Source organism: Olivibacter domesticus (assembly GCF_900109575.1).
Classification (GTDB): Bacteria; Bacteroidota; Bacteroidia; order Sphingobacteriales; family Sphingobacteriaceae; genus Olivibacter; species Olivibacter domesticus.
The window spans coordinates 1,474,408-1,500,864 of sequence record NZ_FOAF01000001.1 but is presented as its reverse complement, the minus strand read 5'-3'; the positions used below and the strand labels follow the sequence as shown (position 1 = coordinate 1,500,864).

Below are 26,457 nucleotides of genomic sequence, written 5' to 3'. Positions count from 1 at the left end.
CACGAGAGAGGAACAGGCTTAATGCTGCTAAGTGCCTAATAAAGAAAATGATGTTGAACTTATTAAGAAAGTATACTATAGTTAAAACAGGACATAGAAAAAAGCTTGCCAATGTTAAAAACTACGCTTCTTTTGCGAAAATAATCAACAATAAGTTTACCGGTGATGTACCATGCAAGTATACAGCTAAAAAAAATGTAAAATACAATAGCCGTTTTAAAGGCGGTAGGGTTATTGGAATGTGAGCTTTGACTAAACATAATGTAATCTAATAAAAACATATACTATGAAAGCAGCAGTATTTCACAAACCGGGAGACATCAGTTATGACAATGTGGATGATCCACGTATTGAAAAAGCGGGGGATGTTATCCTGCGTATTACATCTACAGCTATTTGTGGTTCGGATCTGCATATTTTAAGCGGAGCTGTGCCGCAAAAAACGGACATGGTTATGGGGCATGAATTTATGGGTGTCGTAGAAGAGATTGGCCCATCTGTTAAAAATCTCAAAAGAGGAGACCGTGTAGTGGTACCTTTTCCAATTGCCTGTGGGCATTGTTTCTTTTGTAACCATGGCGCATCACCTAGTTGCGAAAATTCAAATTATAAACACTATGGGCCTAATGGTGATTTAATGGACCAAAAGGGGGCGGCGCTGTTTGGCTACACGGACTTATACGGTGGTTATGCTGGTGGCCAGGCAGAATACGTACGTGTTCCATATGCAGATATCAGTCCGCGTATAGTACCAAATAATCTGAGCGATGAACAGGCACTATTCTTAACCGACATCTTTCCTACGGGGTGGTCTGCCATTGATTGGGCACAGCTCAAAGGGGGAGAAGTGGTTGCTGTTTTTGGTTCGGGTCCGGTGGGTTTAATGGCCCAAAAAGCCGCTTGGATTCGTGGAGCAAGTAGAGTAATAGCAATTGATCCGCTGGATTACCGCCTCGAAAAAGCCCGTATGGTAAATAAGGTAGAAACATTGAATCCGCACAAGGTTGATGTAATTGAAGCGATTCGTGATATGACGAACGGACGGGGGGCAGATGTATGTGTAGACGCTGTAGGTTTTGAGCCCGAGCGTACACTCATGGATAAAGTGAAGGCAACGATCAATTTTGAAAAGGGAAGCATAAAAGTGCTGGATCTTTGTTTTCAGGCAGTACGAAGAAGTGGAACGGTATCTATTGTGGGCGTGTACGGTAGTCCATATGATAACTTTCCTTTGCACCGCATTTTTGACAAGGGGCTTACTATCAGGCAGGGACAAGCACCGGTATTAAATTACATCGATCATCTTATTGAGTTAGTGAAAGAGGAAAAGGTGATATTGGACGACATCATTACACATACGTTGCCCCTGAGTGAGGTTGCTCAAGGCTATAAACTTTTTGATGAAAAGGAAGACGACTGCGTAAAAGTAGTATTGAAACCTTAATATAGTACGCGTTATTCTAAGTAAAGGAAGAGCTTTCAACACACAAGAAAGTGAACAGCGTATATCTTTTTTAGGACGTTATAAAAAAAAATATTTTTTTAAAAACAAACGCGTATTACTAGTGTTATCAATATAGAAGTTTTTTATGGGGTGGTTTCTAATGAGATCTGAGAACAAACCCATATTACCTGCTCTGGATAATGCCAGCGAAGGAATAGAAAGCTTCTTGGCGGCCCTGGTTAAAACCAAGGCCGTCTTTATTAATAATATCGACGATAAACCCAATATCCGCATGCATTCTTGCGGTTCCGTTCTGGATGAACTAAAATATTATTTTTTATTTTTTAAAGGATCAGGTAAATAGCGTAAAATCCAAAAAGATGCTGCAGCTAATAGGAGAGAACCTATAAAAGTAGTTAATGCAAAATAGAGGTTGTCTTGCAATGCATTGTTAAGGGCACCAAACAAAAACCAGATCTGAATGCTAACAAACAAGATAAGCAATACAATGATTCCGGTCATTAATGAATTGGTTTTGTTCGGATGCGCTTCGTTTTGAGATGTTCTGAAATCACTCATTTTTATACCTTATTTTTTTGCTCGTTTTCTTTAACAAATACTTTACCGTCCTTAATTACAACTTCCAATTGAGGGAGTGGCCTAGGTGGAGGTCCTTGTAGCACCTCTCCTGTATCCGGACTAAAAAAACCATGATGGCAGGGGCATTCTATTTTTTGAAGATCTTCCCGGAATCTCACAGCACACGTAAGATGTGTACATTTCTGTTCAAATGCCCTCCACTCGTTTGCTTTTAAGTGAATAAGAATATAGGGGATGACCTTACTTCCTTGAATATCAAATTGAAGCATACTTCCTACAGCTACATCACTTTCATTGCAAATAAAATGTTCACCTTCCAAAGGTTTTGTGGGGAAAGTGAGTGATTTTATTACAATTGCACCATTTGTAAGGGCAAGTGCACCGGAGAACAAGGCTAAAAATTTGGCGAACTCCCGACGCCCTACGTGAGTTGCCTTTTTAGCTTGAAATGGAAAGTCGCTTTTCCAGCTAGGGGTGTTTTCCCCACCATCATAAGGATCTTTATGGGCCATAATGTATAAAATTAGGCTATCACTAATTGATGCGTTCCCTTAGGCATCATGATGCTTACCTTCGTTTTAACTTCCTGATTTCCGAATTTAAAGGAGTTAACGGGGACACTGTTAGGACGCATTCTTTCGATTTCTTCTCTTGTTCCATAATATAGTGCCTGACTGGGGCATACGGTAGCACACATCGGTTTTTTTCCAGCACTGGTTCTATCGTAACACATGTTGCATTTCATCATCAATTCGGCTTCTTCCATTTTCTTTGGCACGCCAAATGGACATGCCAGCACACAATTCGAACAACCTATGCACCTCGATGTATTAGAGGAATGCACCACGCCAAAATCATCTTGATGAATAGCATCTGCGGGGCATACATTAGCACAGGCAGGATTTTCACAGTGCATGCATACTTGTACCGTAGTTTGGACGCTTACCGCGCGGTTAACATAATTTACATGTATCATACTTTCCTGCCCATTTGTTTCGCATTCTGCGCAAGCCATTTCACATGCGTGGCATCCTATGCAGCGTTGCATATCTACAAAGAAGGCCATTTCCTGATCATAATTTGTTTCCGGCATAATCGTTTTTTTGTAAATTAAACTTCAATTTCTACTCTAGTAATTTCTTGTAATAATTATTTTATACCCCACTCTGGTAGGCATTTTTAGTTGTCAATGCTGAAGCGACCTTACCTGTCGGTATTAATTGACAGGCGCATACTTTAAATTCTGGAATTTTTGATATGGGGTCCAGATTTCCAATAGTCAACTGATTAGCTGCATGTACCCCTCCCCAGTGATACGGGATAAAAACAGTATCGGCTCGAATAGTTTCTACTACTTGTGCAGGAAACTCGGCTTCTCCGCGTCTTGTTTTTACCGTGATGAGATCCCGATCTTTTATACCGTATTGAAAAGCAAGCTTCGGGTGTATCTCCAGTAAAGGTTCAGGATATTGATCTACCAACTTACCAATTCTGCGGGTGGAAGTTCCGCTTAGATACTGAGAAACTACCCTGCCTGTAGTTAGAACTACGGGATAATCCTTATCGGTAACTTCAGAGGCAGGTCGATACCTAACTGGATTGAAGTGTGCTTTTCCGTCGGGTGTTTTAAATTTGCGATCCTCCCATAAGCGCGGTGTTCCTGGATGATCTAAAGACGGACAGGGCCAAAAAATACCCATATTATCTACTACTTTTTGGTATGTGATACCAAAATAGTCAGCAGTTCCCCCTTTAGAGGCAACCCTTAGCTCGTTAAAAATGTCTTCACTAGTCGCGTAATTAAATTTGTTTTCCACCCCAAGGCGCTTGGCAAGTTCCATTAAAATTTGCCCATCTCGTCTCGCATTTCCAGGTGGCGTAATAGCTTCATTTATTTTTACCACTCTTCCTTCAGCCGTTGTTACCGTGCCTTCTTCTTCCTCATGTAATGACCCCGCCAGCACAATATCTGCATGACGAGCTGTTTCAGAAAGAAAGCTATCGATGCATATATAAAATTCGAGCTTTTCGAGGGCCTCGCGAACGAAATTGTTATTGGGTAAAGACACTAAAGGATTAAAGCATATGGAAATTAATCCTTTTATCTCACCTCTATGAATAGCTTCAATCTGTTCATAAGCAGTTAAGCCCTTTCCAGGCATATCTTTTTCGTCAATTCCCCAAACTTCGGCAATATATTGGCGATGTTCGGGGTTCGTGATATCGCGATTTCCTGGTAGTTGATCACATTTGTGCCCGTGTTCTCTACCGCCCTGACCGTTCCCTTGGCCCGTTATGGTACCATACCCACAGTAAGGCTTTCCTATACGTCCTGTTGCAAGCACCAAATTAATGCAACTCAGCACATTTTCTACACCTTTTGTGTGGTGCTCTATACCGCGGGCATGAAGAAGAAAGCTTGTTTTTGCTTTTCCCCAAAGCGTTGCAGCTTCTAAAATTTTCTGCTTTGGTATCCCTGTGTGTTCTTCGGCCCAGTCTAAATCGTAATCCTTTACGGCATCTATCGTTTCTTGAAAGCCGGAGGTGTAACTCTCGATAAAGTCATGATCAAGCCAATCATTGTCTACTAGGATTTTAAGCATTGCAGCAAATAATGCTGAATCGCCACCAGGGCGTATGGGCAAATGTAGATCAGCGGTTCTTGCTAATGGAATTACGCGCGGATCTACAACAATTAGTTTTGCCCCATTATCTCTTGCCTGCCAGATGTAATGTGTAAGGGTAGGGAATGTTTCACTTATGTTGGCTCCGGCTACAATGATAACTTCAGCATGGGCCAGATCTGCCCAACTGTTTGAAGACCTATCTAATCCAAACGCTTTTTTGTTACCTCCGCCGGCACTTACCATACAGAGGCGTCCATTATAGTCGAGATTTGCGGTTTTCAAAGCTACCCGTGCAAATTTTCCTATCATGTAGCTTTTCTCGTTAGTAAGGGAAACGCCACTGAGCATGGCAAAGGCATCCCTGCCATATTTCGCTTGAATTCTTTCTATCTCGCTGATGGTCTTATTCATGGCATAATCCCATGTAACCGGTTCAAAACCTTTACCCTCTACTCTTGCTATTGGATCTAAAAGTCTATCGGGGTGGTTGTTCTGTAAATAACGCTCAACTCCTTTTGGACACAATCTGCCTTCATTGAACGGAAATTCCATCCAAGGTTCAAAGCCAGCAATCTTATTGTCTTTTACTTTCAGCTGAATACCACATTGCATACCACAATAACAGCAATGGGTTTTTACTAATTTATCGGGTTCATGGGATCCGTAAAAGCCTGCTTTTGGAGCATAAGCTTTATGTGGGCCATATTTTTCTATAATTTGATCGACAGATACTGGAAGTTTTGCCATTTTTTTATATTTTATCCAAAGAAATGCCCTGATTCTTGTCTCGCCTCAAAATGGGCTTTTGCCAAAGCAGATCGTTTTCCTTCAGGACTGAGGTCTAAATGATTGGAGCCATCTTCCTTGCTGAAATCGAAACCAAGCTCCTTCGTTACCTTTTTAAGGTCATTGATATGTGTTTGAGAAGCAAATTCTTTTTTTGTGTGTGGGCATACAGCCATTCCTCGTCTACTGCCTTCAATTTTATATAGGTTAGCTCCGAGTTGAGAGAATCGCTGATAGATATGGAAGAATTTTCCAAAGGGCAACCACACCAGAAATAATATAACAGTTATGGCGTGCGTAACGGCCATAAATTGATAAGTCTTCCCTTCCAAAAAAGTATAATCATAAGAAATACCGAGCCCCGTAACTGAAATAGCAATTAGTAAAATTAGCGGTAATAAGTCATCCTCAAAAGTCTGCGTTGCTATCAGCCCACCATTGGTAAATCTTCTTTTCATCATGATTACCGCACCAATAGTTACCAGTACAGAGCACCATACCAAGCCGTGAAAAGTAATAAAAGCTAATGTAGAGCCTAAGCGAAACGAACCGGCTTCAAACCCAAATAACATGGCATAATAAGTGGTATCATCTCCTGGTTTTAATATAAAATTAATCCAGCCAAAGGTGAGCGGTATGGTGATTGCAAAAGCGAGTAAGCAGCCGCTTGCCAAAAGAAAATGTCCTATCCAACGAGTCCTGCTTCTATAGGCAATAAATCGTTGAAATAAGATATTACGTATAAAAAGACGAATAGACCGTAAGAAGTAAGGAAAAAAATGTTTACTAAAGAGAAACTGCACGCTGCGGCGTCGGTAAAGGCGGGTTGGTGGTCGTTGTATCCATACCGAATAACGATAACTGGTACCAAAAACGGCAAACACGGTGCCCGTTAAGTAGGCAATTAAAGCGGGATCAAAATTTTGTAAGTTCCTGGAACCGATCAACACGAATATAATAACCAGTATAGTCATGATGGTAGCTTTAATAAAAGCTACCCTATTTAATGTTTTAAAGAGTCTATACATAATTTATGCAAGTTTAAAACGGGTATCTACGTATTGGCTTTTAAATTTAACTATTTATAACCGTAATTATTTAACTGTACTGCTGCTATCAGTAATTTAAAAATATTCCAAATTAGACTAAATGTTAATCGACGGTTTTACCTCCTGCCTTAAAATAAGAAACCACCTGCCTTAAAAAACCTGTCATTACAGCTAACCAAGCAAATATTGCGATGAAAATAAAATACTCCGGAATTATTTTTAAGAATGGAATTTGTATGGCGTCGCTTAGCCTAAACGTACAAACTGTATACATTCCAAGAGGAAAAACCATTGCCCAATACGTAGGGTCATAGCCTTTAATTGAAGTGGGTACTGCTACCTTCTCAATTACGTGGCGCCAAATACCTAAAATAATAAGCAATGGAATCCACCAGGTACCAGCCGCCCAAAAGAAAAGCGTAAAGCCTTTCAAAAAAGGAAGAATTTCTACCAAAAAAGGGAACTTTTTACAATTTAATATTAGCATAGAACCTGCTAAAGTTGAAATGGCCGTTGCACCCATGTTAATCCAATAGGGAGCCCCAAGTTCAGTTGCATTTAATGAAAAGAAGGAAATGCGATAGATGATGAGCGACATGATATAGAGATAAAAAATGCAACCCAATAAAAACATACATAATGCTAAAAAAAAATAGATGTATGCATTTTTTCCAAAATCTTCTGCCACAAATGTGATCAGCGTTGATAATGCCTGAATGGCCACTATAATCACTAGCCAAGTGCCATTAATACCGTCTTTCAAAGGTTTTTTATCTTCAGTAACCGTAATATTGAAAAAGAAACCATAACCTATAATAAGCCATGCAATGCCAGCTACCAATAGCAGTATTTTCGCCAGCGCCAGTGAATCATAAAATAATATAGCTTGATTTCCTACTATGCATAAAGCAGCTACGAAGGTGAAGAACCCTGGCCCCCTTTGGTAACTTCGGAAATCTTCCAATACCTGTCGCCAATAATAAATAATCCTATAAATAAATAGCAGGAGCAAGCCGGAAAGAAAAGCTAAATTGACGAAAAAGAGAATATAGGCTATCGTTACAAATCCATCCAGCAACGAAGCTATGGAGATAATGCCGGTTGCCATGACTATTGCGAAATAAGCGGGAAGAAGCGTCTTGATTTTTTGTTGAAGCAGGGTCATATTACGGCATTTACGGTTGCATAATTATGGGTGTATTTTGGTATTCATAATTGTTTGTTGTCGGTTTTGAAGACCTAATTGATTATGACGGAACAAACATAATTGATTTTAGTTTTAATTAAAATTCAAAATGTTAATTATGGTTACGCCTGGGGATAACTGCTCATTTTAAAACAATGGCCATTAGTTTTCTGTAATCAACTTTTTGATGAGCACGATCTGCCCTAAATGATAATAACTATGCTCAATAATGCCTTCAATGTTCCGTAAATAATTGCCATATTTCTCTTCAACGAAAGGTTCCTTTAACTTCGATTCAGCCATTTGTTCAACTTGGATAACAAATTTTTCTGCATTCCGCAAAAAGTCATCTACTAATTCTTTCCAGTCCTTCTCTGATTGTATTGGCGGTAAATTAAAGCTATATTGATCGCTAATTTCAAGCTTTCCTCCATAAAATACATTCAAAAGCCCGGCTAGATAATAGTTAATATGGAAAGTCAGCGCGGCAATAGTATTTAAACTACCAATTTTATGGATGGCCTGTTCCCATGTTGTTTCTAGTAGCAGCTCTTTATAATTGGTATTTGCAATCCAATGTCCACTAAGTAATACTTCTTGAAGGCGATTTGCAACAAAAACACTTTTAGGTTTGCTATGTTTAGAGAAATTTTTCATGCGGCTATTATGTCGTTTTTGGTGTAGAAAGACGCGTAAGTTACTCATTTTCGGGCGACAATCATGAGGTGTGTTACTCATTGTAGGTAATACGCATGCATTAAGTGAACTGCATATATGGTATCTTTAGGCGTCATTTTAGAAGCGAGGTTGTTCTAACTCCTTATTTCACGGCGCATAAAAAGATAATAAGAAAGTGCAAAACAAACTACAGTTGCGGCGATTAAACCACTTACTTGTGGCCATACGATCATGACACTTTCTTTAAAAGGTAGGGGCGAAGGAATAGCGCTAGCCATTTGTTCCATGGTTATTGGGCCAAGGCTGCGAACGGATGGCATCAGTAGGGTAGTAGTGGCATCCGTATAAAGCTGATTGGGAGCTATGCGTAGTATGTTTAATACAAGCTCATTATAAGCCATAATCTCATGCTGAGAAAGAAAAGTAGGGTTAGGCAAAAATGATCTTATTACGAGATTGACGATTATCTGGTAGAATACCGTAAAAAATAACCATATGCCAATTGCCGTAAGGGCAGAGGTGGCGGCTTGTTTGAATTTAATAGACATCAATATAGATAAGCTTAGCCAAAATGCTACATACGTAATACTCATTGTAATGAAACTCAGTATCCTTAACAGCTCTTGTGGCTCCATTCGTACGCCTGTCAATAGCATGCCTCCTCCAATCATCAATAATGCCAACGCTGCAAATAAGGTGCTTACTATGACCAGTGCACTTACAAATTTGGCGAGCAATAAATTGTCCCTATAAACAGGTTGTGCCATTAATCTGATAAGAGTGCCATTATTTTGTTCTGAGTTAATAGCATCAAACCCCAGGCTAATGCCTAGTAAAGGAGCCAAAAAACTTAAAAATATATGAAATGGAGGTATAGAATTATCGGTAGTGGTTAGTAGCTTGAGATATAAAAAAACGTGGTCCGGATCATCTGTATTGCCAACAGATGATTTTATATTTCCTAGCGCTACATACATAGAAGCAATAAAGGTCAGTACAATCAATCCAATTAGTACAATAAATCGCCAACTACGTATATGATCCGCTATCTCTTTACGCACTATTACGTTAAAAGGTCCTTCACTGACAGCTTTTTCCGGTGATTGATTACTTTTTGCCTGTTTTAAAGAAAGATCTTTCAAAGAAATCGGTTGACTTTTCATGGGTATTTTCCATTAAATTATTTTCAAAATACTTTTCGTAGATATCGTCCAGACCATAATCTTTTTTATGTACCTCCAAAATGTCATATCCTTTTTCAACAAAAAAACGAACTATTGCAGGTGTCATATCATGGCTACACGCAAAATCTATCCTATTCTCGTGTAAGGTAATTTGATTCATGCCCTCCCTCAGCTTGAGTTCTGTTTCAAAGGGCCAGGGCTGTTCGATCGTTTGTTGCACCGTAATGGATGTTACATAACCGTCTTTGCCAAATAGATTACCTGATAATGTGTCTATATTTCCTTGTGCCAACAATTTGCCATTTACGAAAATGCCTACCCTGTCACACACTTGCTGTACATGATGCAAGTGATGCGAGGAAAGTAATACCGTCAGCCCTTGTTGTTTACTTAACCGTTTTATTAATATCAAAAAATCTTTTATCCCACTGGGGTCAATACCAAGTGTCGGCTCATCTAAAACGATTACATCGGGACGCTTAATCAGTACATCGGCCAAGCCAAGACGCTGTTTCATGCCACGCGAATAGGTGGCCGTCTTTTTATGCATATCGTTCGTAAGTCCTACTACTTCCATCATCTCGGTTGCAGATGTTTTAATTTCCTTTTCAGGTAGGCCATTCAGTCTTCCGATGTATATCAGGTTTTCTAGGGCGGTCATACCATCATAAAAGCCTAAGCTGTCTGGCATGTAGCCCACTTTCTTCTTCACGGCTATAGGGTTGTTGGTCGCGTTGTGTCCACACACGGTAGCTGTGCCGCTTGTTGGGTCTGTGAGCCCGAGCATCATCAAGATGGTTGTCGTTTTACCAGCTCCGTTAGGTCCCAATAGTCCGAAAATCTCTCCCTTATGAATGTCAAGATTCAGATCATCGACCGCCTTGAGGGAGCCATAACACTTGGTCAAGCCCTTCAGTTGTATGATAGGATCCTTCATTTGTACTGGATTAACTTATCTTCTGCCGTATTTGCGAATGAGGTAATACACCATGCCAATTGCCATTAATATGACTAAAATGCCGATCCAACCAGAAAGTAATGATGTTTTTACTACTATCCGAAATGCAGCCTGTGCATTGCTATTTGCGTTTGTCGACTTAAAAGTAGCGGCATAATCGCCAGCAATTGTTTTGTCGGGTACTTTTAGGGTGGCCGTGATGTCTACACTTTTTCCGGGCTCCAGTTCCTTGATTTTTGAAGGTTCAAACGTAGATTTCCAATTGACAGGCAACTGGGCTGAAAGTTCTACGTCGTTCAACGGGAGAGAGCCAGCGTTTTTTACGACTAATTGAATTTCCTGCTGACTGCCAGAAGTTACTTCATCGCTTAATCGCCCTGTGGGAGTCGTTAATTCGAGACTGTAAGAACCTTTTACTACCGCTTCCAGATTCAGTGATAAAGTATCTGATGGAGATACTGCCTTTATCGGTATCTTGTATTTGTTGGGATTAGCACGGGCCGTAGCTTTAATTTCGATGGAAATATCCTGCGTCTTACCGGGCTCCATGCTAAGTGAGGTAACCTGACTGCCCGCAACTCGATACGTAATCAGCCAACCAGGAGGCAACTCAGCCTTCATCTCGTAAATGCCTGGTTTACTGGAACCATTGTACAGCGTGGTGTTGTAGCGAAATATTTCATTGGCCGCAGCTTCAATGTTTATGAGCTTTGCCGTAAAACTAGACTTCCCGCTTGATCCGATGGCGGACTGTTGTGCTCGTAATACCGGACTGAATGCAAAAAGCGTTAAGAAAAATAATAAAAATTGGCGTGATACGCGAAAATGGGTAAATAAAAATTTTGTTAACATGATCTAGCAACTAAAACTGATAAATAATAGCTTCAAAAAATGTTCATTAAATAATTGTTACCAATAAAGTGTGTGAAATGGTTAGTCAAATCAAGAAAACAAAATTATATTTTCAAACGCCTTTAACATATTTTAACAATTCTAGTAAATCTCTCAGCAATTGATTTACATGTTGACGCACTTACACAGATGGGCATAGCTTTGAAAAGATGGTGCACGCACGTTTATCAAAAACGATAAATAAATTGCCATTTTACGCATGGTTGTGCCTTCCTAAACGAGCTAAATTGCAGCATGGCTGATATAAACTTTGAACCGGACGAAAAGTAATTTTAAGTAAGAAAGTTAAATATATTTGAATGAGCAGTAAAACAGCAAAAATCGGGTTATTTGGAATAGGACTTGACACCTATTGGCCACAGTTTCCGACATTGAAAAGCCGTCTTGAAGGTTACCTTTCAGAAATAGAGCAAAAAATCTCAACGTTTCATCCGGCGGTTGTCAATGTTGGTCTAATTGATACGGCAGATAAAGCTTTTGAAGCCGGACATCACTTTAGGCAACAGGAAGTAGATATCATTTTTTTATATGTAGCTACCTATGCCTTGTCATCTACTGTATTCCCAGTGGTACGGCAAGCAAAGGTTCCCGTGATCATTCTGAATCTGGCTCCGGCGTCCAAGATTGATTATGATGCTTTCAATCGTATGGGCGACCGAACGCAAATGACCGGCGAATGGCTGGCTTATTGTTCTGCATGCCCTGTTCCCGAAATCGCCAATTTGTTTAACCGTACTGGAATAGCATTTCATCAAATAACCGGAATATTGTATGAAGAAAAATGTTGGAGTGAAGTACGGGAATGGGTAGAGGCGGCCAAGGTGGCTCATATGATGTTTCATAACCGACTAGGCTGCATGGGACATTATTATAGTGGAATGCTTGATATCTATTCAGACTTGACACAACAATATGCCTATTTCGGCGGACATATCGAAATTATTGAAGTGGATGAACTCACAGCCATACGTAAAGAGGTGCAAATATCGGAGATTGCCGAACGGGTATCAGATTTTTATACTTGTTTTGATGTACAAGCCGACTGCTCGCAAAAAGAATTGGAAAGGGCGGCAAGAACTTCCGTTGCGCTCGATAAAATAGTGAATAAGTATAGACTGGGTTCCATGGCGTATTATTATAAAGGTGTGGGAACCGATAATGCAGATACCATGAGTTCCATCATCTTAGGTACATCCTTACTCACTGCAAGGGGTATACCTGTAGCTGGTGAATACGAAATAAAAAATGCACAGGCCATGAAAATATTGGACAGTTTCGGAGCAGGTGGATCGTTTACGGAATATTATGCGATGGATTTTGACGATGATGTCGTTTTAATGGGACATGATGGACCGGGGCATATTTCCATTGCGCAGGGAAAGACTAAAGTGCGTCCATTATATGTATACCATGGGAAGGTAGGTAAGGGGTTATCGGTGGAAATGTCTGTCAAGAATGGACCGGTAACACTATTGGCGGTGGTGCAACGACGATCAGGCGAATTAAGCTTCCTAGTTGCACAGGCGGAATCGGTTCCGGGACCTATTCTGGAGATTGGTAATACCAATAGTCGTTATCGTTTTTCGATAGGTGCCAGGAACTTTATGACAAACTGGAATGTACATGGCCCCGCTCATCATTGTGCAGTTGCAGTAGGACATATTGCTTCTAAAATTGAAAAGCTCGGTCATCTACTAGGGATCGAAACAGTTGTTATTTGTTAACTTTGTGATAATGGTGCGTTTTCCCGGCCGCTAGTGAATTTAGATAAACATTATGGATCCCTATCGCAAATATTTTAGCGCTAAGCAACTTCAAGAGCTGGTTGAAATGCAACCAAATTGGGGAGTGAATGTGTTAAATGTTGGTCATAACATTCATCCAGCTAATACAAATTATCCCGATAAAAACCATCCAAATAGCTATTTCTTTAACTGGAAAAAGGGAAGGATACTCAAAGAGTACCAATTAGTATTTATTGCCGAGGGGCGCGGTACATTTCAAACGGAGCATTTTGGAGAAGTTCCTATTACTCCAGGTTCCGTTTTTCTGCTTTTTCCCAATACCTGGCATACTTTTAAACCCTTAAAAGATTATGGTTGGGAAGAATATTGGGTGGGGTTTAATGGCCCTTATGCTGAATATTTAATGAACCAGGAATGTTTTAATCCTAACTTTCCCTTGATTCATATGGGCTTTAATTTCGAGTTTCTAGACATCTTTACGCGTTTATTAGAAACACTAAAAGGGGAAGGTATCGCTTATTGTCAGATTGCCTCATGTCTTACCATTCAACTACTTGGATTAACCTATGCTGCCGCGTTGCTTAAAGAATCTCCACAAAATAGAAAAGAGCATATCATTAATAACATTCGTTTTAAGATGCACGATAACTTGGAGAAAAATATTGCACTGGATGATTTAGCTGCGCAGCACAACGTGAGCTATACCTGGTTTAGGAAAGCGTTTAAAGAGGTAATAGGCAGCTCGCCAGGCCAATATTTACTCAATTTAAAATTGGAAAAGACCTGCAAGATGTTAAAGGAGACAGACCTCACTGTTTCTGAAATCGCTTTTGCTACAGGCTTTACCTCGGAGTATCACTTTTCGAGGATATTTAAAAAGAAGCTAAAAATGGCCCCATCCGTTTATAAAAGATGCCCGTAATTGGCATGCGATTGCATTTTTATAAGCGTTAGCTCCTTGCTCGGAAACACATCGGCAGATAAGAAAGAATTAGAGTTCTTTCGTTAGGAAAGAACTCTAATAAAAGGTTAACTTAAATTATACTACCGGACTCACGCCACCATCTATCAGGTAATTGGAACCTGTAATGTATTGTGCTTCCGACGAAGCGAGGAACCTTACCAAATTAGCAATTTCTTCCGGTTCAGCCATTCTGCCCAGTGGTACACCCACTTTATTCAGCATCGATTTGAAGGCTTCATCTACGGTAATATTTGATGACTTTGCAATGCCTTCAATAAATTCCTCCATCAGCGGTGTTTTTACGACACCAGGTGAAACTGTGTTTACACGGATTCCTTTTGAGCTGACTTCGTTTGCCAATGCTTTACTGTAAGCATTCAATGCCGCTTTGGCAGCAGAATAAGTCACCGTCATCTCCCAAATCGGCTGCAGCGCAGCATAGGTGGAAATATTAACAATTACGCCACTTTGTTGGTCAATCATTGTTGGCAATAATGCTTTGTTAACACGAACTGCCGACATTAAATTCAGTTGTAAGTCATTGTTCCAGTGCTCATCTGTAAGCGTGCTAAAACTGCCGCCCTTGCTTAAATTTGCCCCCGCATTATTTACAACAATGTCAATTCTTCCGAATTTCTCTAAAATTTCTTTGGCAATGGTCTCCGCACTTTCGGGTTGAGAAAGGTCGGCTGCAATGAAATAATATCCGTTTGGGTTTTCTTCTGGTTCGGTTCTGGCAGTTACAATAATACGGGCACCTGCGTCATTTAACTTATCGGCAATCGCTTTTCCGATACCTTTTGTTCCTCCTGTTACCAGGGCAATCTGTCCTTTTAAGAAATTGTTCATAATGAATAATTGAAATCTGAATTGTATATTTATTTTGAAACATTTGTTTTAAAATTTGGCAAAAAAATTTAATGCCTTAATTGGCGAATCATAAACGCTGCCATATTTGTAATTTTAGTGCGGTCTTTATGTAGAACGAATGAATTGTACCAACCTATAAAAACACTGGTGAGATAATCGGCAATGGTATCTGCATTTTCACTGCTATCAATTTCGCCCTGGCTTTGTGAATTTTCTATCAAGCCTTTCAAAAGTTGATGCGTGAAATCATCATAGGCGTTTACGACAACCTGTATTTCCGGATCATCTCCTTCTATTTCAAAAGTTGCTTTGACACACATACAGCTATTTGGCTCGGTTGTAATGATGTCTGCAGCATCTTTGATAAAGTTTTCAAGCGCTTGAATAGGGGAGGCAAAATTGGTATAGCGTTGTTCAACCGCTCGAATCCGCATTTTTGTATAATGCTTGATACACCTTATAAACAACTGGTGTTTATCGCCAATCGTATTATAAAGGCTGCTGCTATTGATTTGCATTGCATCGGTTAAGTCGCGCATAGAGGTGGCTGCATAGCCTTTTTTCCAAAAAACTTCCATTGCCTTCTGGATCGCCTGTTCTTCATCAAATTCTACTAATCTTGCCATTGTGTTGCAAAGATAAAAATATTTGAAACAATTGTTTTAGAATTTTTAAAAAGAATTTTATATCATAAAAAGGGTTTTGATTTATGGAAGTTATACAAACATCTCTTAACGAATAATGATAAGGCAGGAGAGCGCTCGCGGGGTAGATACCTTTTGTTGTTAGGTATTAATTAAGATTTTCCTAAAAATACAGAAACAAAAGGTGTCTGCTGGGCAGTTAACTTAAACGTACAAGTAACTGATTGGGTGAAAGCCCATATTTCTTTTTGAAAATAAAAGAGAAATGAGAGAGGTCCTCAAATCCCACTTCTAGGTAAATCTCAGTTGGTTTTTTCTTTTTTTCAGTTAAATGATAATAAGCAAGCCCTAGTCTTTTGTCTGTTAACCACTTTTGAGGAGTGGTGTCGAAAAGCTTTTTGAAGTCTCTATTGAACGTAGATAAACTACGACCTGTTAAGTAACCTAATTTTTCCAATGACATATTGAACATAAAATTTCGCTCCATAAAATTGACTAGGTCAATTTTGCCCGGCTTATCGAAATTTGCCAACACACTATCAACCCCCGGATTGATCATCCGCAGGATATTGATAGCTTCCGTTATTTTTAACGAAGCTAGTTCGTCCGGAAACTCACCCATTACATTGAAGTATGGTATCAGCGAAGTCATGCAACTTTCTAACAATGGATGATTACTGAAGCTGTATATTTTTGGCTCCGGTGCTGACCTCTTCTTAACATCGATCTTTTCATAGAATTTTCTTAGCCGTTCGACCGATAAATGCATAACCACCGATTTGTGCGGCAGTCCATCTTTTGGATAATTAATAATCGTTGCCAACTGGTTTCTGGGAATAAGAAAAATATCTCCAGTTTTAAAATTAAAGGTCCTGTTCCATTGGATGATCTTTGTTTCACCTGAAATGAACCAGATCAATATATGGTCCTTAAACATTAAGTCTGATTTGAACAGCTTATCCTCATAAGAGGATAGCTTGATTTCTTTGGTTAAGTATCTGGAGATATGTTCCATGTTATAAAGTTATTTATTTTGCGTTGATTTTTGTAAAATCAACCAGCTATTGTGTATCTTAATGCATCACATTAACGAATATGGACAGGGAAAAGTATGAGTGATATTACATAAGCTCGAAGGTAATACCTGTCATTTCTTCACTGAGATCCCAAAGTCTTTTAGCATTGTTTTCATCCACTGAATATAGCTGTACGCCTCGTGTTCCCAGGCCGTTACCTTGTTCTAAATTTTCAAGCGCCAATTCTGCTATCTCTACGTCCTCACAGTACACACCGCCGATATTATGAAGTAGGGGGCTGGTTGCACACCATACTGTAGTAGCGGCACCTTGGGCAATGGTTTTCAAGGTAGCAAGGATTTCGGGACGTATCTTTCCACTCTCATCAACAAAGCCTAACTGTTTGAATAATTCCATGTCTGCTCCTCTCGCCAACTCCGTGCCGGCTATTTCGCCAGGATGCAATGAGTAGGCTCTTACATTGAAACCTTTGGCGCGGTTATCAAGCTCAAGAGTAAATAGGTTACTGGCCGTTTTTGATTGCCCATAGCCCACAAGAGTTTTGTACTCTGTACGCTCGAAATTAGGGTCATCATAATTGAAGGCTGCCATGTGGTGACCGGCTGACGACACATTAACGACTCTTGCACCATTCGCTTTTTTTAACGCTGGCCATAATCGCGCAACAAGCTGATACTGTCCCAGATAGTTGGTCGCTAGCTGAGATTCGATCCCACGCCTGTCCCTTTGTAAGGGTACCCACATGATACCGGCATTATTAATAAGCAGATGAAGAGGTCTGTCTGAAGCAAGGAATTTTTCGGTAAATGTATCGATGGTGTCAGGCTGAGCCAAATCCATTGGCGCTATTTCTACATGTGGAATGCCCTTCAGATTTTTCTTTGCCTTTTCAATGTCTCTCGCCGGTACAATTACAGTTGCTCCTACAGCGGCGAGTGCTCTTGTAGTCTCCAGACCAATACCTGTGTTGCCACCTGTTACAATGGCGATTTTTCCTGTTAGGTCGATGCCTTTTAGAACCTCAGCTGCTGTTGATTTGGCGTTAAATGCTGATCCAATCGGGTGTTGTAACGCCCCTTGATAATTGTTCTTTTCCATTTTTGTTTTTTATTAAATAATATAGAACAAATTTAGGTAGTTCAGGAAAAGGCCGTTTTGTTCAGACTGTCAAATAATTTTGTTCAGAATGTCATGATTGAAAGAGCATAACTACACTTAAATAGACTAAAAAACATAGCTGCAGCACCACATAATCTATCCAATATGGAGTAATATGGCTTTGCGGTAAGGTTATTTTTACTCATTGAGGCATCCACATTGTCGCTAGAGATTATGTGGATTGGTATATATGGTAACACTGAGCCCCTTATATTTCCCAGTAACAGAAAGCAGAACTTTCTATCAAAGTTCTGCTATTTCGGTCGATTATTTATTTAGCAACAAGTTTTCAGTTTTTGACAAAAACTTTTCTATGGCTTCTTCAATGTCTATATTCATTCGGTTAGCCAAAACAGCCAGCCACCAAATACATTCGCCCAATTTGTGTTCCAATTCAGTATCTGTGTTCTTTGCCGGCCAACGCTTTTGCTGTGACATTGTGTGGCGACCAACTAAGCCCGCATCTGTCAAAAATGCCAAAGCATCTTCCTCAACAGTCCATCCACTGTTGTGCTGTTGCTTCTCTAATTGATGATAAGCTGCTCTTATATTTTTTGAACGTTCAACGATTTCTTTAATGTCCATTTTCTTTATTTTTATAATAACGTTTCTACCAATATAATAATGTTTCTACCAAAGTAAAGCCTCATTGGCACCGAAAAATTTATCTCCGACGGCAATAGGCTGTAACGGAAAGTCACGTTCGGCATATCTTGTCCAATCAAATTCAGAACTTGTTGTTCATTGCTCATAACGCTGTTTTTTTATGATTAAATTGTTTTGTTTTTATTCAGTAATGTCCGTTAAATGGGTGTCTGGAATATCATAGATAATCGATATCCCATAAGCCGAAGCAGGCGATTGGTAACCGATTTTAAAATCGTTATGCAGAATACGGTTGGCTACTGCGATAACCGATAGGGGTAATAATTGTTCTAGAATTTTTGCTTAAAAAATAGTGGGAATAGTGCCTCCATCTATTACATAATTTGCACCAGTAATGTATGAGGCTTTGGGAGATGCTAGAAAACCAACCAAATGAGCAATTTCCGCCGGTTGTGCCAACCTGTTCATCGGAACTCCACCCAGGCTGTCCATTAGCAATTGTGCCGTTTCCTCAAAACTTTTCCCGATAGAAGAAGCATAATTATGGAGAAAAGTTTCCATAGCCATGGTTTTAACCATACCGGGGGAAACTGTAATTACCCGAACACCTTGGGATGCCACTTCACTGGCTAATGCTTTGCTGTAATTATTCAATGCAGCTTTGGCAACGCCGTAGGACAAATTCGAAGCATATAATGGCAGCTTACCGTTAAGGGAAGAGATATGGATAACGACTCCTGAATTCTTCGCTATCATGGAAGGGATAATCGCCCTATCCAATTTTATGGCTGCTAATAAATTCAACTCCAGATCATTTTCCCAGTCGGCATCAGACAATACGCTAAACCCACCTGTCGGTGCGGATGTGCCACCTACATTATTGATTAGGATGTCAAGGCTTCCATACTGCTTCAATAGCTGTTCAGCAAGTTCGCTAATACTATCATTATTTGTCAGATCTGCTGCAATAAAATGATATGGTAACTCTTCCGCAGGCTCTTGTCTTGCCGATACGATTACAGTTGCTCCCAAGGAAGCCAGTTCGTCAGCTATTGCTTTACCTATTCCTTTGGTTCCACCTGTAATGAGTGCGATCTTACCTGCTAGTTCTTTTGTTATTTTTTCCATTCTTGGGTGTTTTTATTGGAGCAAATGCTCCATATTTAGTTAAAAAAATTATATCTTTGATACAGCATCGCGTAAGATGGTTTGCAGATGTGCCTGACTTTGCCCTTTTTCAAAATTAACTAGATGGATTTCATGATGCATACCTGATTTTTTCAGTCCGTTTGCTGTCGCAAATTGTTGTAAGATGGGAAGGGTTTCCAATTCTCCCGCAAAAGGACCGCTGTGCAAAAGCTGTACGCATGTTCCCTCCGTATATTCGAAATGCTCAAAGGAATTGGCGAACGGGATACCCTGTCTTCGCGCGGCAACTTGCCTGATGTGTTCATCGCTAATAAAATCCCGAATACGTATGGCAATCCGGTATTGGAGCAAAGCCAAATCCACAGTTGTGTAGAAGTTTCCAATATCTACGTAACCTACTTTGTTTTCATCAAACCAATAAAATATTTCTATAATATTATCGGAAAACGCGTTATCCGTATCTGCAAAATCTTTTTTCAGGGCTTCGGCAAATGACGCAATCGCCTTTTTCTTTGCATAGAAAATATCGGTACCCGGACTGCCACTTCCTAAAATGGAAATATAGCTTGCCTTGGATATTTCTACGATTTGCGGCTCGTCACTTGCGGTGTAATAATCTTTGTATTGCTGTTGCATATTCATTTATTTATAATTAAGGAACGATTGATCCAGATTTTAATAAAAAATTTTATTGGCTGATTTGCCTGATTAAAAATTCGGCCATTTTCTTGATCCGCAATTTGTCCTTGTGGATGATAAAGGATTCATGCCAGCCGGTAAACTGGTTAATAATATAGTCGGTCAGCATTTCTGCATCGTTACTTATCCTGATCTCCTTTAGCTCAATGGCCTTGCTGATCAAATTGATCAATAGGTTATAAGTAAAGTCGTTATCGGCTTTTATGATACGTTGCACCGCTTCATCGCTTATAGCCACTTCAAAAGTTGTTTTAATGGCCAGGCAACTGTTTGGCTCATTGGTAATGGCATATACGGAAGCATTAACAAATTTCTCAATCGCTTTCAACGGTGATTTAATGGGCTGCAACAATTTTGTGGCGCTATTCATCCGGGATTCGGTATAAAGCTTAATCGCCTTGATAAAAAGCTGGTGCTTATCGCCAATGGTATTATATAGGCTGCTGTTGCTGATGCCCATTGCTTCGGTAAGGTCACGAGTTGATGCGCCATTATAGCCTTTTTTCCAAAAGACATCCATCGCTTTTGAAACCGCTAACTGTTCATCGAATTCTACGTTTCTTGCCATAACTCGGTGCAAAGATATAATTAATTTTGGAACAACTGCTCCTAAAAATTTATTTTATTATCTTATTAAATCTGCTTTTGCTGCTGCAATCTTTCCGTCACTGAAAATAAAATCAAATACTCCGTCTATTTTCCCTTCGGGAAAGTCGCCTGTAAATGCTACTTCGATGTGCGCCTCATTGTCGCTGATAATGGCCAGCCTTATAAGCCGACTCTGGGTTTTGTAACCAATGAAATAACTTTCAAAATACTTTTCGATGCCCGCATGTCCTTTGAAAACCTGTCCAACGGATGGGTCGTCAAGAACAGCGTTGGTATGCCATTTGTCCAAATAGTTTTTGGTATCGTAAGCGTTGCTTATCGTAATAAATTCCTGTATAAATAAGTTTATATCCATTTTATTTTACTTTTCTCCACATGGGTTTTTGCTTCTTTCCCTGTCGACATCGATATAGTTTGCTACATTTTTGATGTTGAAATTGCTATATGCTTTTTGGAACGATGTTTCTTTCTTCAAAATCGTTTCCCAGCTCAAGCCTGCCTGACTAATTTCTAAAATCGACCTGCCAAAAAGTTCATTGTCATTGTGAATGGGAAAACCGTAATGATTGTCGTGGTAATTTTTGTGCAACTCTTTTTTGTCGCCCGACATCATTTCTAGATAACTGCAATAACTTATTATTTAATTGAGGGATTGTTTAAATTGAATCGGTGTTAAGCTGGTTTTTTTTTTGAACAGTTTGTTGAACGATTGCGAATGTTCAAAACCTAACTGATAGGCTATTTCCGATACTGATAAATTTGTTACTGTTAGATATTCTTTTGCTTTTTCAATCAGCTTGTCGTGAATGTGCTGCTGAGCATTTTGTCCTGTCAATGAACGCAACATATCGCTTAAATAGCGCGGTGAAACATTTAACTGTCCTGCAACATGTTCAACGGTCGGAAGCCCTTTACTAAGCGTTTCCTCCGTTTCAAAATAGGCAAATAACAGTTGTTCCATCCGTGATAGCAAATCGTTGTTTACTGCTTTACGGGTAATAAATTGCCGATTGTAAAAACGATTGCTGTAGTTAAGCAATGTTTCAATCTGCGATACCATTACATCCTGACTAAAATCATCAATATTGCTATTCAATTCTTCCCTTATGTTTTCAAAAACAGAAAAAATAATTTGTTTTTCCTTATCGGATAAAAACAAGGCTTCATTAGCCGAGTACAAAAAGAAACCAAAGTTTTTTATTTTGGTGTCAAGCGGATAACTGCGAATAAAATCGGGGTGAAAAAGCAGTGTGTAACCAGAATAATCTTTTTCGTCTTCGGCACGTTGGATAACTTGGTTTGGAGAAACAAACGACAAACCGCCCTCGTCAAAATCGTAAAAGTTTTGACCGTATTTTATTTTTCCTGTGAAACTTTTCTTGTACGAAATTTTGTAGAAGTTCAGTAGCAATGCTTTTAGCAATTCGTCCGCAGACATTTTTATATCGGCATAGTCTACCAAACTAACTAATGGGTGAAATGGTTTTGGAAAGCCCAAAGCCTTGTGCAAATCCGAAATGGAATTGAATTTTTGCGTTGTGTTATTTGCATTTTTCATTGATACAAATTTATGAACTATTTAATAAGTAAACATTTCCTGTATTTTTCGATATTGTGCTTCTGCACCAATTTTTTCTCTTTCTGTGTAAAGAGAAATAGCATCTTGTCCTGCGATGTAACGCAACTGCTCTTTGTTATCTGTTGCCGCTTCATAGATTACATTTGCAATACTTTCGGCCGTTGAATAATTACTTACACTTTCTTTGCTGTAACCTTCGCTTACTTTTTCAACCAATTTGTTATATGCTTCATGTTGGCCACCGTCCATTGAACGCCCTGCAAAGTCGGTCTGTATTCCGCCCGGCGCAACTGTTTTTACTTTAACTCCGAAATGCCCAAGGTCGTAAGCCAAACTTTCGGAGAAGCCGTCAATTGCAAATTTCGTGGCCGAGTAGACCGAGCAAGTTGGGTAGCCAATCAACCCAAACATTGAAGTAATGTTGATAAACATTCCGCTTTTCTTTTTCCGGAAATAAGGAGCAAATGCTTTTGTTACTCTTATAACGCCTAACAAATTCGTATTGAGTTGTCGGCTGATTTGTTCGTCTGTCAATGCCTCCAACGCACCGATTAAACCATAACCTGCATTGTTCAACACTACATCTATGGAATATAATTCAATCGCTTTGTTTATGGTTTTCTGAATTTGTGCAAGATTGGTTACATCCAATTTCAGAATGATAACGTTTTCAAGGCGGGTAAGTTCTGTTTCGTATTCGGGGTTTCGCATTGTTGCGATTACATTCCAGCCCTTTGATTGAAACAGTTTAACGGTGGCCCTTCCCAAACCTGCCGAAGCACCTGTAATGAAGATTGTCTTTTGCATATCCTGTTGTTTAATATTTACAATACAAAAGTCTGCAGAAATCAAAAGTTGTGTGTTGCCAAAGTGAGTTTGGTTGTAGCCAAAATGACGAAGGGATACTTATCTGCGGCGTTATCAAATTCGTACATTTAAAACCGTTCTACGTGTTTTGACTCTTTGATGTGTTTTTGTTGAAAATTTATTGTATAAAAAACCGAAACTATCTAATGCAAAAGTGAAGCGCTTAACTTAAATTTGAAACATTAGCAACCGATTGTACTGTACTAATAAAAATATGAGTAATATCAAAAATTAAGCACGTATCAACAAATTGCTAACAACAGATATGTAAACTGAAATTTTTCATCCATTTAAAATATTAGTATATGAATATACAATTTTTGAAGGTGTTTTTAATGTGGCTATGTGTCACTGGAACGGTTCAGGCACAGGAAGACGTAAATAAACTGCCCGACTGGGCCTTCGGTGGCTTCGTTCGACCAATGGGTGTGAACCCAGTAATTTCCCCGCGAGAAAATACCTTGTTTCTGGACCCAATGAGTGGAAAAAAAGTGGCATGGGAGTCTAATGATACGTTCAATCCAGCGGCTGCCGTAAAAGATGATGAGATCGTGGTTTTGTATAGATCTGAGGATAAGTCGGGAGTGGCGATTGGCCATCGCACCTCACGCATCGGATATGCTGCAAGTAAAGACGGCATATCTTTTACGCGTAAGGATACACCGGTTTTTTATCCGGCGGATGATGAACAAAAGCACTTTGAATGGCCGGGTGGAACGGAAGATCCACGTGTGGCAGTGACGGAGGATGGTCTGTATGTGTTATTCTATACACAATGGAATAGGAAAATAGCTCGTCTGGGAGTGGCAACTTCGAAAGATTTAATTCATTGGGAGAAACATGGGCAGATCTTTTCCAAAGCAGAAAATGCGGATTTAATACTGGACAAATTTCATAAATCTGCCTCTATTGTTACGCAGGTGAAAGATGGCAAGCAAGTGATAGCAAAAATTAATGGTAAGTATTGGATGTACTGGGGCGAACGTGGTGTATACGGTGCTACCTCCGATAACCTACTAGATTGGGAACCTATTGTAGACGAAAACAGAACACTAAAAGCATTTATATCACCGAGAAAAGGTTATTTTGATAGTGATCTAACAGAGTGTGGCCCCCCTGCAGTTTTGACTGAGCATGGCATTTTGCTGCTATATAACGGTAAAAACAATCCAAAAAATGGTGATAGTCGCTTCAATAAAGGGACTTACAGTGCCGGCCAGGTATTATTTGATCGTCATGACCCAACGAAGGTTATTGGTCGATTAGATGTTCCGTTTTTAAGGCCGATGGAACCGTTTGAAAAGAGTGGCCAGTATCGAGATGGAACCGTATTTATTGAAGGATTAGTGTATTTTCATGAAAAATGGTTTTTATACTACGGTTGCGCAGATTCTAAAGTAGGAGTGGCCATTTATGACCCGGCTCATCCCGCAGCTCCAGATGCCTTACCGCCACAAAATTAGACGCCAGCTTTATTGCATTAAAACTGCCGAAGGCAGCATGAACCGAGTGAAACGAGCTCATGAATGCCTTTGAAAATAAATACTTATGAATAATGCAATAAAAGGTGAACACAATATGAATAAACAAACTTAGCGAAGCGATCTCATTGATGCCGTTATAAATAAACAATATATCAATAATTATAATGATGAAAACCACCATTGCAAAAGAAATCCTGGAATACAACAATTCCAGGGAACTTGAAGATAAAGCCGTCTGCGAACTGCTTGCTAAAGAGATCAGTGCATGTTTGCCCGAAGCTGAAAATAAGATATGGCACCGCCATCCGGTTTGGTTTTTGGATGGCAATCCTATCACCGGTTACCACAAACTCAAAAGCGGTGTGCGACTGATGTTCTGGAGCGGAGCTGATTTCGGGGAGGAAGGTCTGAATCAACGGGGCCGGAAATTCAAAGATGCCGCTATCTTCTATCGTTCGGTTGAGGAAATTAATATAGAAGATCTGCAACGCTGGCTTTCAAAATCAAGAGACATCCAATGGGATTATAAGAACATCGTAAAGCGGAAAGGTAAGTTAGAACGGCTAAAATGAGGTTTTTTCCTTCACCTCATACAGTTCCAGCGTTTTAGCCAGTTGTTTTTTTAGCTGCTTCACCAATATCCTCGGACCTAAAACCCTCATTTTAGCGCCGAAGCCTAATAATTCCCGCTCCAATTCAAAGTTTAATACCACTTTAATACTAAATATTTTGCCATCAGCCTCATTACTTAAAAGTTTTTGGGTAGGATGTAACGGTTTGGTTATTACATAAGGCGCATTAGCAGCATCTATCCAGAAAACAACTTCACAATCTCGTTGGCCGGGTGTTTTAGTTACCCCAATACAATCGTTATAATAAGTTGCCAGATCGAGCGTCCTGTTCTCCCGATAGGGTTCTTCATGTTCTGTTATGGTTTGTATCCTGTCTAGAGCCAAATTCATCACGTGACCGTTCCGCCTGTGTTGCATCCCTAAAACAAACCAGCGGTTGCGATACTCCTTCAATAAGTACCCACTAAAGCAAAACGTGCTGGCTTCTCTGGCTTTGAACGATTGATAGGTAATACAGACGGTTTTCTTGCTTACAATAGCTTTTCGTATTACCTCTATCCATTCTAAACCTTTCAGATGCTCATTCTTCTCGAAATCAATTACAGGTGTATTCTGCGTGTTTTGCGAATAAATCTTGTCTTCTAGTTTACTTACCATTTCGTTCAGGTCTGTAAAGTGATTAAAGCCTTTAAATTGTTTCAATAAGCCCGATACTTCGCTCAGTACCTGCATATCCTGCTGGTTTAACGGAATATTAGTAATGCTGTAGTTCTTGTCGCTATAGGTATAATACTTTTTATCAACCACCACAATAGGTGCTTCGTAGCCTAGCTTGTTGCTACGCATCATTTCTATATCCGATTGCACTGTACGACGACTTACACCTGTATCTATGCCCTGGTATTCATAAATGGCATCGCTGCAGGCTTCGATTAAGTCGTCCAGCGTCCATTTTTTAAAACGGTTTTGCAGACATTGATCGATGATGCGGTAGCGGATAAGAGCGTTGCGATTAACAGGCATAGAATGGAAAATATTTTGATGAATTTA

At 39.7% G+C, this 26,457-nt stretch carries 29 protein-coding genes and 1 riboswitch; of the genes, 6 read left to right on the top strand and 23 right to left on the bottom strand.

The annotated features are described in order from the left end of the window. The first annotated feature begins 47 nt into the window (after positions 1-47). Both BMY50_RS28420 and BMY50_RS06450 read left to right on the top strand, forming a co-directional pair. Positions 48-245 (top strand): hypothetical protein, encoded by a 198-nt coding sequence (locus tag BMY50_RS28420; protein ID WP_238383682.1) that lies wholly within the window; start codon positions 48-50, stop codon positions 243-245. A 41-nt stretch (positions 246-286) separates the two neighbouring features. After that, a complete protein-coding gene (locus BMY50_RS06450) occupies positions 287-1,444 on the top strand; it encodes a zinc-dependent alcohol dehydrogenase (RefSeq protein ID WP_093320540.1) in 1,158 nt (385 codons plus the stop codon). A 136-nt stretch (positions 1,445-1,580) separates the two neighbouring features. Further along, positions 1,581-1,676: riboswitch (TPP riboswitch) on the top strand. A gap of 98 nt (positions 1,677-1,774) precedes the next feature. Here the strand turns inward: BMY50_RS06450 and BMY50_RS06445 are convergent. From BMY50_RS06445 to BMY50_RS06400, 10 genes are all read right to left on the bottom strand, one after another. Next, positions 1,775-2,023: a hypothetical protein gene (locus BMY50_RS06445; protein WP_093320536.1), complete on the bottom strand. Its 249-nt coding sequence runs from the start codon at positions 2,021-2,023 to the stop codon at positions 1,775-1,777. A 2-nt stretch (positions 2,024-2,025) separates the two neighbouring features. Then, positions 2,026-2,556, bottom strand: coding sequence for a QcrA and Rieske domain-containing protein (locus BMY50_RS06440; RefSeq protein ID WP_093320533.1), 531 nt, complete (start codon positions 2,554-2,556; stop codon positions 2,026-2,028). Positions 2,557-2,567: 11 nt separating this feature from the next. Beyond that, entirely contained in the window at positions 2,568-3,137 is a 570-nt protein-coding gene (locus tag BMY50_RS06435; RefSeq protein WP_093320529.1) for a 4Fe-4S dicluster domain-containing protein, read from the bottom strand. Positions 3,138-3,198: 61 nt separating this feature from the next. Beyond that, entirely contained in the window at positions 3,199-5,418 is a 2,220-nt protein-coding gene (locus BMY50_RS06430) for a molybdopterin oxidoreductase family protein (RefSeq protein WP_093320524.1), read from the bottom strand. Positions 5,419-5,429: 11 nt separating this feature from the next. Next, entirely contained in the window at positions 5,430-6,485 is a 1,056-nt protein-coding gene (locus BMY50_RS06425; RefSeq protein ID WP_093320519.1) for an MFS transporter, read from the bottom strand. A gap of 124 nt (positions 6,486-6,609) precedes the next feature. Further along, a complete protein-coding gene (locus tag BMY50_RS06420; RefSeq protein ID WP_093320516.1) occupies positions 6,610-7,671 on the bottom strand; it encodes a tellurite resistance/C4-dicarboxylate transporter family protein in 1,062 nt (353 codons plus the stop codon). 183 nt (positions 7,672-7,854) lie between these two features. Continuing rightward, complete coding sequence (locus BMY50_RS06415) at positions 7,855-8,349, bottom strand: DUF1572 domain-containing protein (RefSeq protein ID WP_093320509.1); 495 nt, start codon at positions 8,347-8,349, stop codon at positions 7,855-7,857. A 155-nt stretch (positions 8,350-8,504) separates the two neighbouring features. After that, a complete protein-coding gene (locus BMY50_RS06410; protein ID WP_093320505.1) occupies positions 8,505-9,533 on the bottom strand; it encodes an ABC transporter permease in 1,029 nt (342 codons plus the stop codon). Beyond that, positions 9,478-10,491 carry an ABC transporter ATP-binding protein gene (locus tag BMY50_RS06405; protein WP_093320500.1) on the bottom strand — a complete coding sequence of 338 codons (1,014 nt, stop codon included), beginning with the start codon at positions 10,489-10,491 and terminating at the stop codon, positions 9,478-9,480. The genes BMY50_RS06410 and BMY50_RS06405 overlap by 56 nt, the downstream gene beginning before the upstream one ends. A 15-nt stretch (positions 10,492-10,506) precedes the next feature. Further along, entirely contained in the window at positions 10,507-11,364 is an 858-nt protein-coding gene (locus BMY50_RS06400; protein WP_093320497.1) for a COG1470 family protein, read from the bottom strand. A gap of 359 nt (positions 11,365-11,723) precedes the next feature. Between BMY50_RS06400 and BMY50_RS06395 the strand changes: the two genes are divergently transcribed. Further along, entirely contained in the window at positions 11,724-13,148 is a 1,425-nt protein-coding gene (locus tag BMY50_RS06395; protein WP_093320492.1) for an arabinose isomerase, read from the top strand. A gap of 52 nt (positions 13,149-13,200) precedes the next feature. Next, complete coding sequence (locus BMY50_RS06390; protein WP_093320489.1) at positions 13,201-14,091, top strand: AraC family transcriptional regulator; 891 nt, start codon at positions 13,201-13,203, stop codon at positions 14,089-14,091. 117 nt (positions 14,092-14,208) lie between these two features. Here BMY50_RS06390 and BMY50_RS06385 read toward each other — a convergent pair whose 3' ends face one another. The 12 genes from BMY50_RS06385 to BMY50_RS06330 form a co-directional block, all read right to left on the bottom strand. Then, positions 14,209-14,982 carry an SDR family oxidoreductase gene (locus BMY50_RS06385; protein ID WP_093320485.1) on the bottom strand — a complete coding sequence of 258 codons (774 nt, stop codon included), beginning with the start codon at positions 14,980-14,982 and terminating at the stop codon, positions 14,209-14,211. Positions 14,983-15,050: 68 nt separating this feature from the next. Next, positions 15,051-15,629 (bottom strand): TetR/AcrR family transcriptional regulator, encoded by a 579-nt coding sequence (locus BMY50_RS06380; RefSeq protein WP_093320482.1) that lies wholly within the window; start codon positions 15,627-15,629, stop codon positions 15,051-15,053. 217 nt (positions 15,630-15,846) lie between these two features. Beyond that, entirely contained in the window at positions 15,847-16,662 is an 816-nt protein-coding gene (locus BMY50_RS06375) for a helix-turn-helix domain-containing protein (protein ID WP_093320479.1), read from the bottom strand. A gap of 106 nt (positions 16,663-16,768) precedes the next feature. Continuing rightward, positions 16,769-17,782, bottom strand: a complete 1,014-nt coding sequence (locus BMY50_RS06370) for an SDR family NAD(P)-dependent oxidoreductase (RefSeq protein ID WP_093320475.1) — start codon at positions 17,780-17,782, stop codon at positions 16,769-16,771. A gap of 327 nt (positions 17,783-18,109) precedes the next feature. Then, a complete protein-coding gene (locus BMY50_RS06365) occupies positions 18,110-18,427 on the bottom strand; it encodes a nucleoside triphosphate pyrophosphohydrolase family protein (RefSeq protein ID WP_202907754.1) in 318 nt (105 codons plus the stop codon). A 363-nt stretch (positions 18,428-18,790) separates the two neighbouring features. Then, entirely contained in the window at positions 18,791-19,576 is a 786-nt protein-coding gene (locus tag BMY50_RS06360; RefSeq protein WP_093320469.1) for an SDR family oxidoreductase, read from the bottom strand. Between the two features lie 48 nt (positions 19,577-19,624). Continuing rightward, on the bottom strand, positions 19,625-20,233 hold the full coding sequence (locus tag BMY50_RS06355) for a GyrI-like domain-containing protein (RefSeq protein ID WP_162276543.1): 609 nt from the start codon (positions 20,231-20,233) through the stop codon (positions 19,625-19,627). A 52-nt stretch (positions 20,234-20,285) separates the two neighbouring features. After that, a complete protein-coding gene (locus BMY50_RS06350) occupies positions 20,286-20,864 on the bottom strand; it encodes a TetR/AcrR family transcriptional regulator (protein WP_093320461.1) in 579 nt (192 codons plus the stop codon). Between the two features lie 57 nt (positions 20,865-20,921). Continuing rightward, positions 20,922-21,260, bottom strand: a complete 339-nt coding sequence (locus tag BMY50_RS06345; RefSeq protein WP_093320458.1) for a nuclear transport factor 2 family protein — start codon at positions 21,258-21,260, stop codon at positions 20,922-20,924. Positions 21,261-21,266: 6 nt separating this feature from the next. After that, positions 21,267-21,518 (bottom strand): DNA-3-methyladenine glycosylase I, encoded by a 252-nt coding sequence (locus BMY50_RS06340; protein ID WP_238383681.1) that lies wholly within the window; start codon positions 21,516-21,518, stop codon positions 21,267-21,269. Positions 21,519-21,545: 27 nt separating this feature from the next. Next, positions 21,546-22,463 (bottom strand): helix-turn-helix domain-containing protein, encoded by a 918-nt coding sequence (locus BMY50_RS06335; protein ID WP_093320453.1) that lies wholly within the window; start codon positions 22,461-22,463, stop codon positions 21,546-21,548. Between the two features lie 21 nt (positions 22,464-22,484). Beyond that, positions 22,485-23,291 carry an SDR family oxidoreductase gene (locus BMY50_RS06330; RefSeq protein WP_093320450.1) on the bottom strand — a complete coding sequence of 269 codons (807 nt, stop codon included), beginning with the start codon at positions 23,289-23,291 and terminating at the stop codon, positions 22,485-22,487. A 365-nt stretch (positions 23,292-23,656) separates the two neighbouring features. On the opposite strand from BMY50_RS06330, the gene BMY50_RS06325 reads away from it, so the two are divergent. Together BMY50_RS06325 and BMY50_RS06320 are read left to right on the top strand one after the other, a co-directional pair. Continuing rightward, positions 23,657-24,814: a glycoside hydrolase family 130 protein gene (locus BMY50_RS06325; protein WP_093320447.1), complete on the top strand. Its 1,158-nt coding sequence runs from the start codon at positions 23,657-23,659 to the stop codon at positions 24,812-24,814. 185 nt (positions 24,815-24,999) lie between these two features. Beyond that, complete coding sequence (locus tag BMY50_RS06320; RefSeq protein WP_238383680.1) at positions 25,000-25,407, top strand: DUF1801 domain-containing protein; 408 nt, start codon at positions 25,000-25,002, stop codon at positions 25,405-25,407. Here BMY50_RS06320 and BMY50_RS06315 read toward each other — a convergent pair. Next, a complete protein-coding gene (locus BMY50_RS06315) occupies positions 25,399-26,430 on the bottom strand; it encodes a helix-turn-helix transcriptional regulator (protein ID WP_093320444.1) in 1,032 nt (343 codons plus the stop codon). The two genes, BMY50_RS06320 and BMY50_RS06315, sit on opposite strands and share 9 nt — an antisense overlap. Between the last annotated feature and the right edge of the window lie 27 nt (positions 26,431-26,457).

Excerpts from the sequence above, each read along its gene's own strand:
- BMY50_RS28420 (WP_238383682.1), top strand. The coding sequence starts at position 48 with ATGATGTTGAACTTATTAAGAAAGTATACTATAGTTAAAACAGGACAT.
- BMY50_RS06450 (WP_093320540.1), top strand. The coding sequence starts at position 287 with ATGAAAGCAGCAGTATTTCACAAACCGGGAGACATCAGTTATGACAAT.
- BMY50_RS06445 (WP_093320536.1), bottom strand. The coding sequence starts at position 2,023 with ATGAGTGATTTCAGAACATCTCAAAACGAAGCGCATCCGAACAAAACC.
- BMY50_RS06440 (WP_093320533.1), bottom strand. The coding sequence starts at position 2,556 with ATGGCCCATAAAGATCCTTATGATGGTGGGGAAAACACCCCTAGCTGG.
- BMY50_RS06435 (WP_093320529.1), bottom strand. The coding sequence starts at position 3,137 with ATGCCGGAAACAAATTATGATCAGGAAATGGCCTTCTTTGTAGATATG.
- BMY50_RS06430 (WP_093320524.1), bottom strand. The coding sequence starts at position 5,418 with ATGGCAAAACTTCCAGTATCTGTCGATCAAATTATAGAAAAATATGGC.
- BMY50_RS06425 (WP_093320519.1), bottom strand. The coding sequence starts at position 6,485 with ATGTATAGACTCTTTAAAACATTAAATAGGGTAGCTTTTATTAAAGCT.
- BMY50_RS06420 (WP_093320516.1), bottom strand. The coding sequence starts at position 7,671 with ATGACCCTGCTTCAACAAAAAATCAAGACGCTTCTTCCCGCTTATTTC.
- BMY50_RS06415 (WP_093320509.1), bottom strand. The coding sequence starts at position 8,349 with ATGAAAAATTTCTCTAAACATAGCAAACCTAAAAGTGTTTTTGTTGCA.
- BMY50_RS06410 (WP_093320505.1), bottom strand. The coding sequence starts at position 9,533 with ATGAAAAGTCAACCGATTTCTTTGAAAGATCTTTCTTTAAAACAGGCA.
- BMY50_RS06405 (WP_093320500.1), bottom strand. The coding sequence starts at position 10,491 with ATGAAGGATCCTATCATACAACTGAAGGGCTTGACCAAGTGTTATGGC.
- BMY50_RS06400 (WP_093320497.1), bottom strand. The coding sequence starts at position 11,364 with ATGTTAACAAAATTTTTATTTACCCATTTTCGCGTATCACGCCAATTT.
- BMY50_RS06395 (WP_093320492.1), top strand. The coding sequence starts at position 11,724 with ATGAGCAGTAAAACAGCAAAAATCGGGTTATTTGGAATAGGACTTGAC.
- BMY50_RS06390 (WP_093320489.1), top strand. The coding sequence starts at position 13,201 with ATGGATCCCTATCGCAAATATTTTAGCGCTAAGCAACTTCAAGAGCTG.
- BMY50_RS06385 (WP_093320485.1), bottom strand. The coding sequence starts at position 14,982 with ATGAACAATTTCTTAAAAGGACAGATTGCCCTGGTAACAGGAGGAACA.
- BMY50_RS06380 (WP_093320482.1), bottom strand. The coding sequence starts at position 15,629 with ATGGCAAGATTAGTAGAATTTGATGAAGAACAGGCGATCCAGAAGGCA.
- BMY50_RS06375 (WP_093320479.1), bottom strand. The coding sequence starts at position 16,662 with ATGGAACATATCTCCAGATACTTAACCAAAGAAATCAAGCTATCCTCT.
- BMY50_RS06370 (WP_093320475.1), bottom strand. The coding sequence starts at position 17,782 with ATGGAAAAGAACAATTATCAAGGGGCGTTACAACACCCGATTGGATCA.
- BMY50_RS06365 (WP_202907754.1), bottom strand. The coding sequence starts at position 18,427 with ATGGACATTAAAGAAATCGTTGAACGTTCAAAAAATATAAGAGCAGCT.
- BMY50_RS06360 (WP_093320469.1), bottom strand. The coding sequence starts at position 19,576 with ATGGAAAAAATAACAAAAGAACTAGCAGGTAAGATCGCACTCATTACA.
- BMY50_RS06355 (WP_162276543.1), bottom strand. The coding sequence starts at position 20,233 with ATGCAACAGCAATACAAAGATTATTACACCGCAAGTGACGAGCCGCAA.
- BMY50_RS06350 (WP_093320461.1), bottom strand. The coding sequence starts at position 20,864 with ATGGCAAGAAACGTAGAATTCGATGAACAGTTAGCGGTTTCAAAAGCG.
- BMY50_RS06345 (WP_093320458.1), bottom strand. The coding sequence starts at position 21,260 with ATGGATATAAACTTATTTATACAGGAATTTATTACGATAAGCAACGCT.
- BMY50_RS06340 (WP_238383681.1), bottom strand. The coding sequence starts at position 21,518 with ATGATGTCGGGCGACAAAAAAGAGTTGCACAAAAATTACCACGACAAT.
- BMY50_RS06335 (WP_093320453.1), bottom strand. The coding sequence starts at position 22,463 with ATGAAAAATGCAAATAACACAACGCAAAAATTCAATTCCATTTCGGAT.
- BMY50_RS06330 (WP_093320450.1), bottom strand. The coding sequence starts at position 23,291 with ATGCAAAAGACAATCTTCATTACAGGTGCTTCGGCAGGTTTGGGAAGG.
- BMY50_RS06325 (WP_093320447.1), top strand. The coding sequence starts at position 23,657 with ATGAATATACAATTTTTGAAGGTGTTTTTAATGTGGCTATGTGTCACT.
- BMY50_RS06320 (WP_238383680.1), top strand. The coding sequence starts at position 25,000 with ATGATGAAAACCACCATTGCAAAAGAAATCCTGGAATACAACAATTCC.
- BMY50_RS06315 (WP_093320444.1), bottom strand. The coding sequence starts at position 26,430 with ATGCCTGTTAATCGCAACGCTCTTATCCGCTACCGCATCATCGATCAA.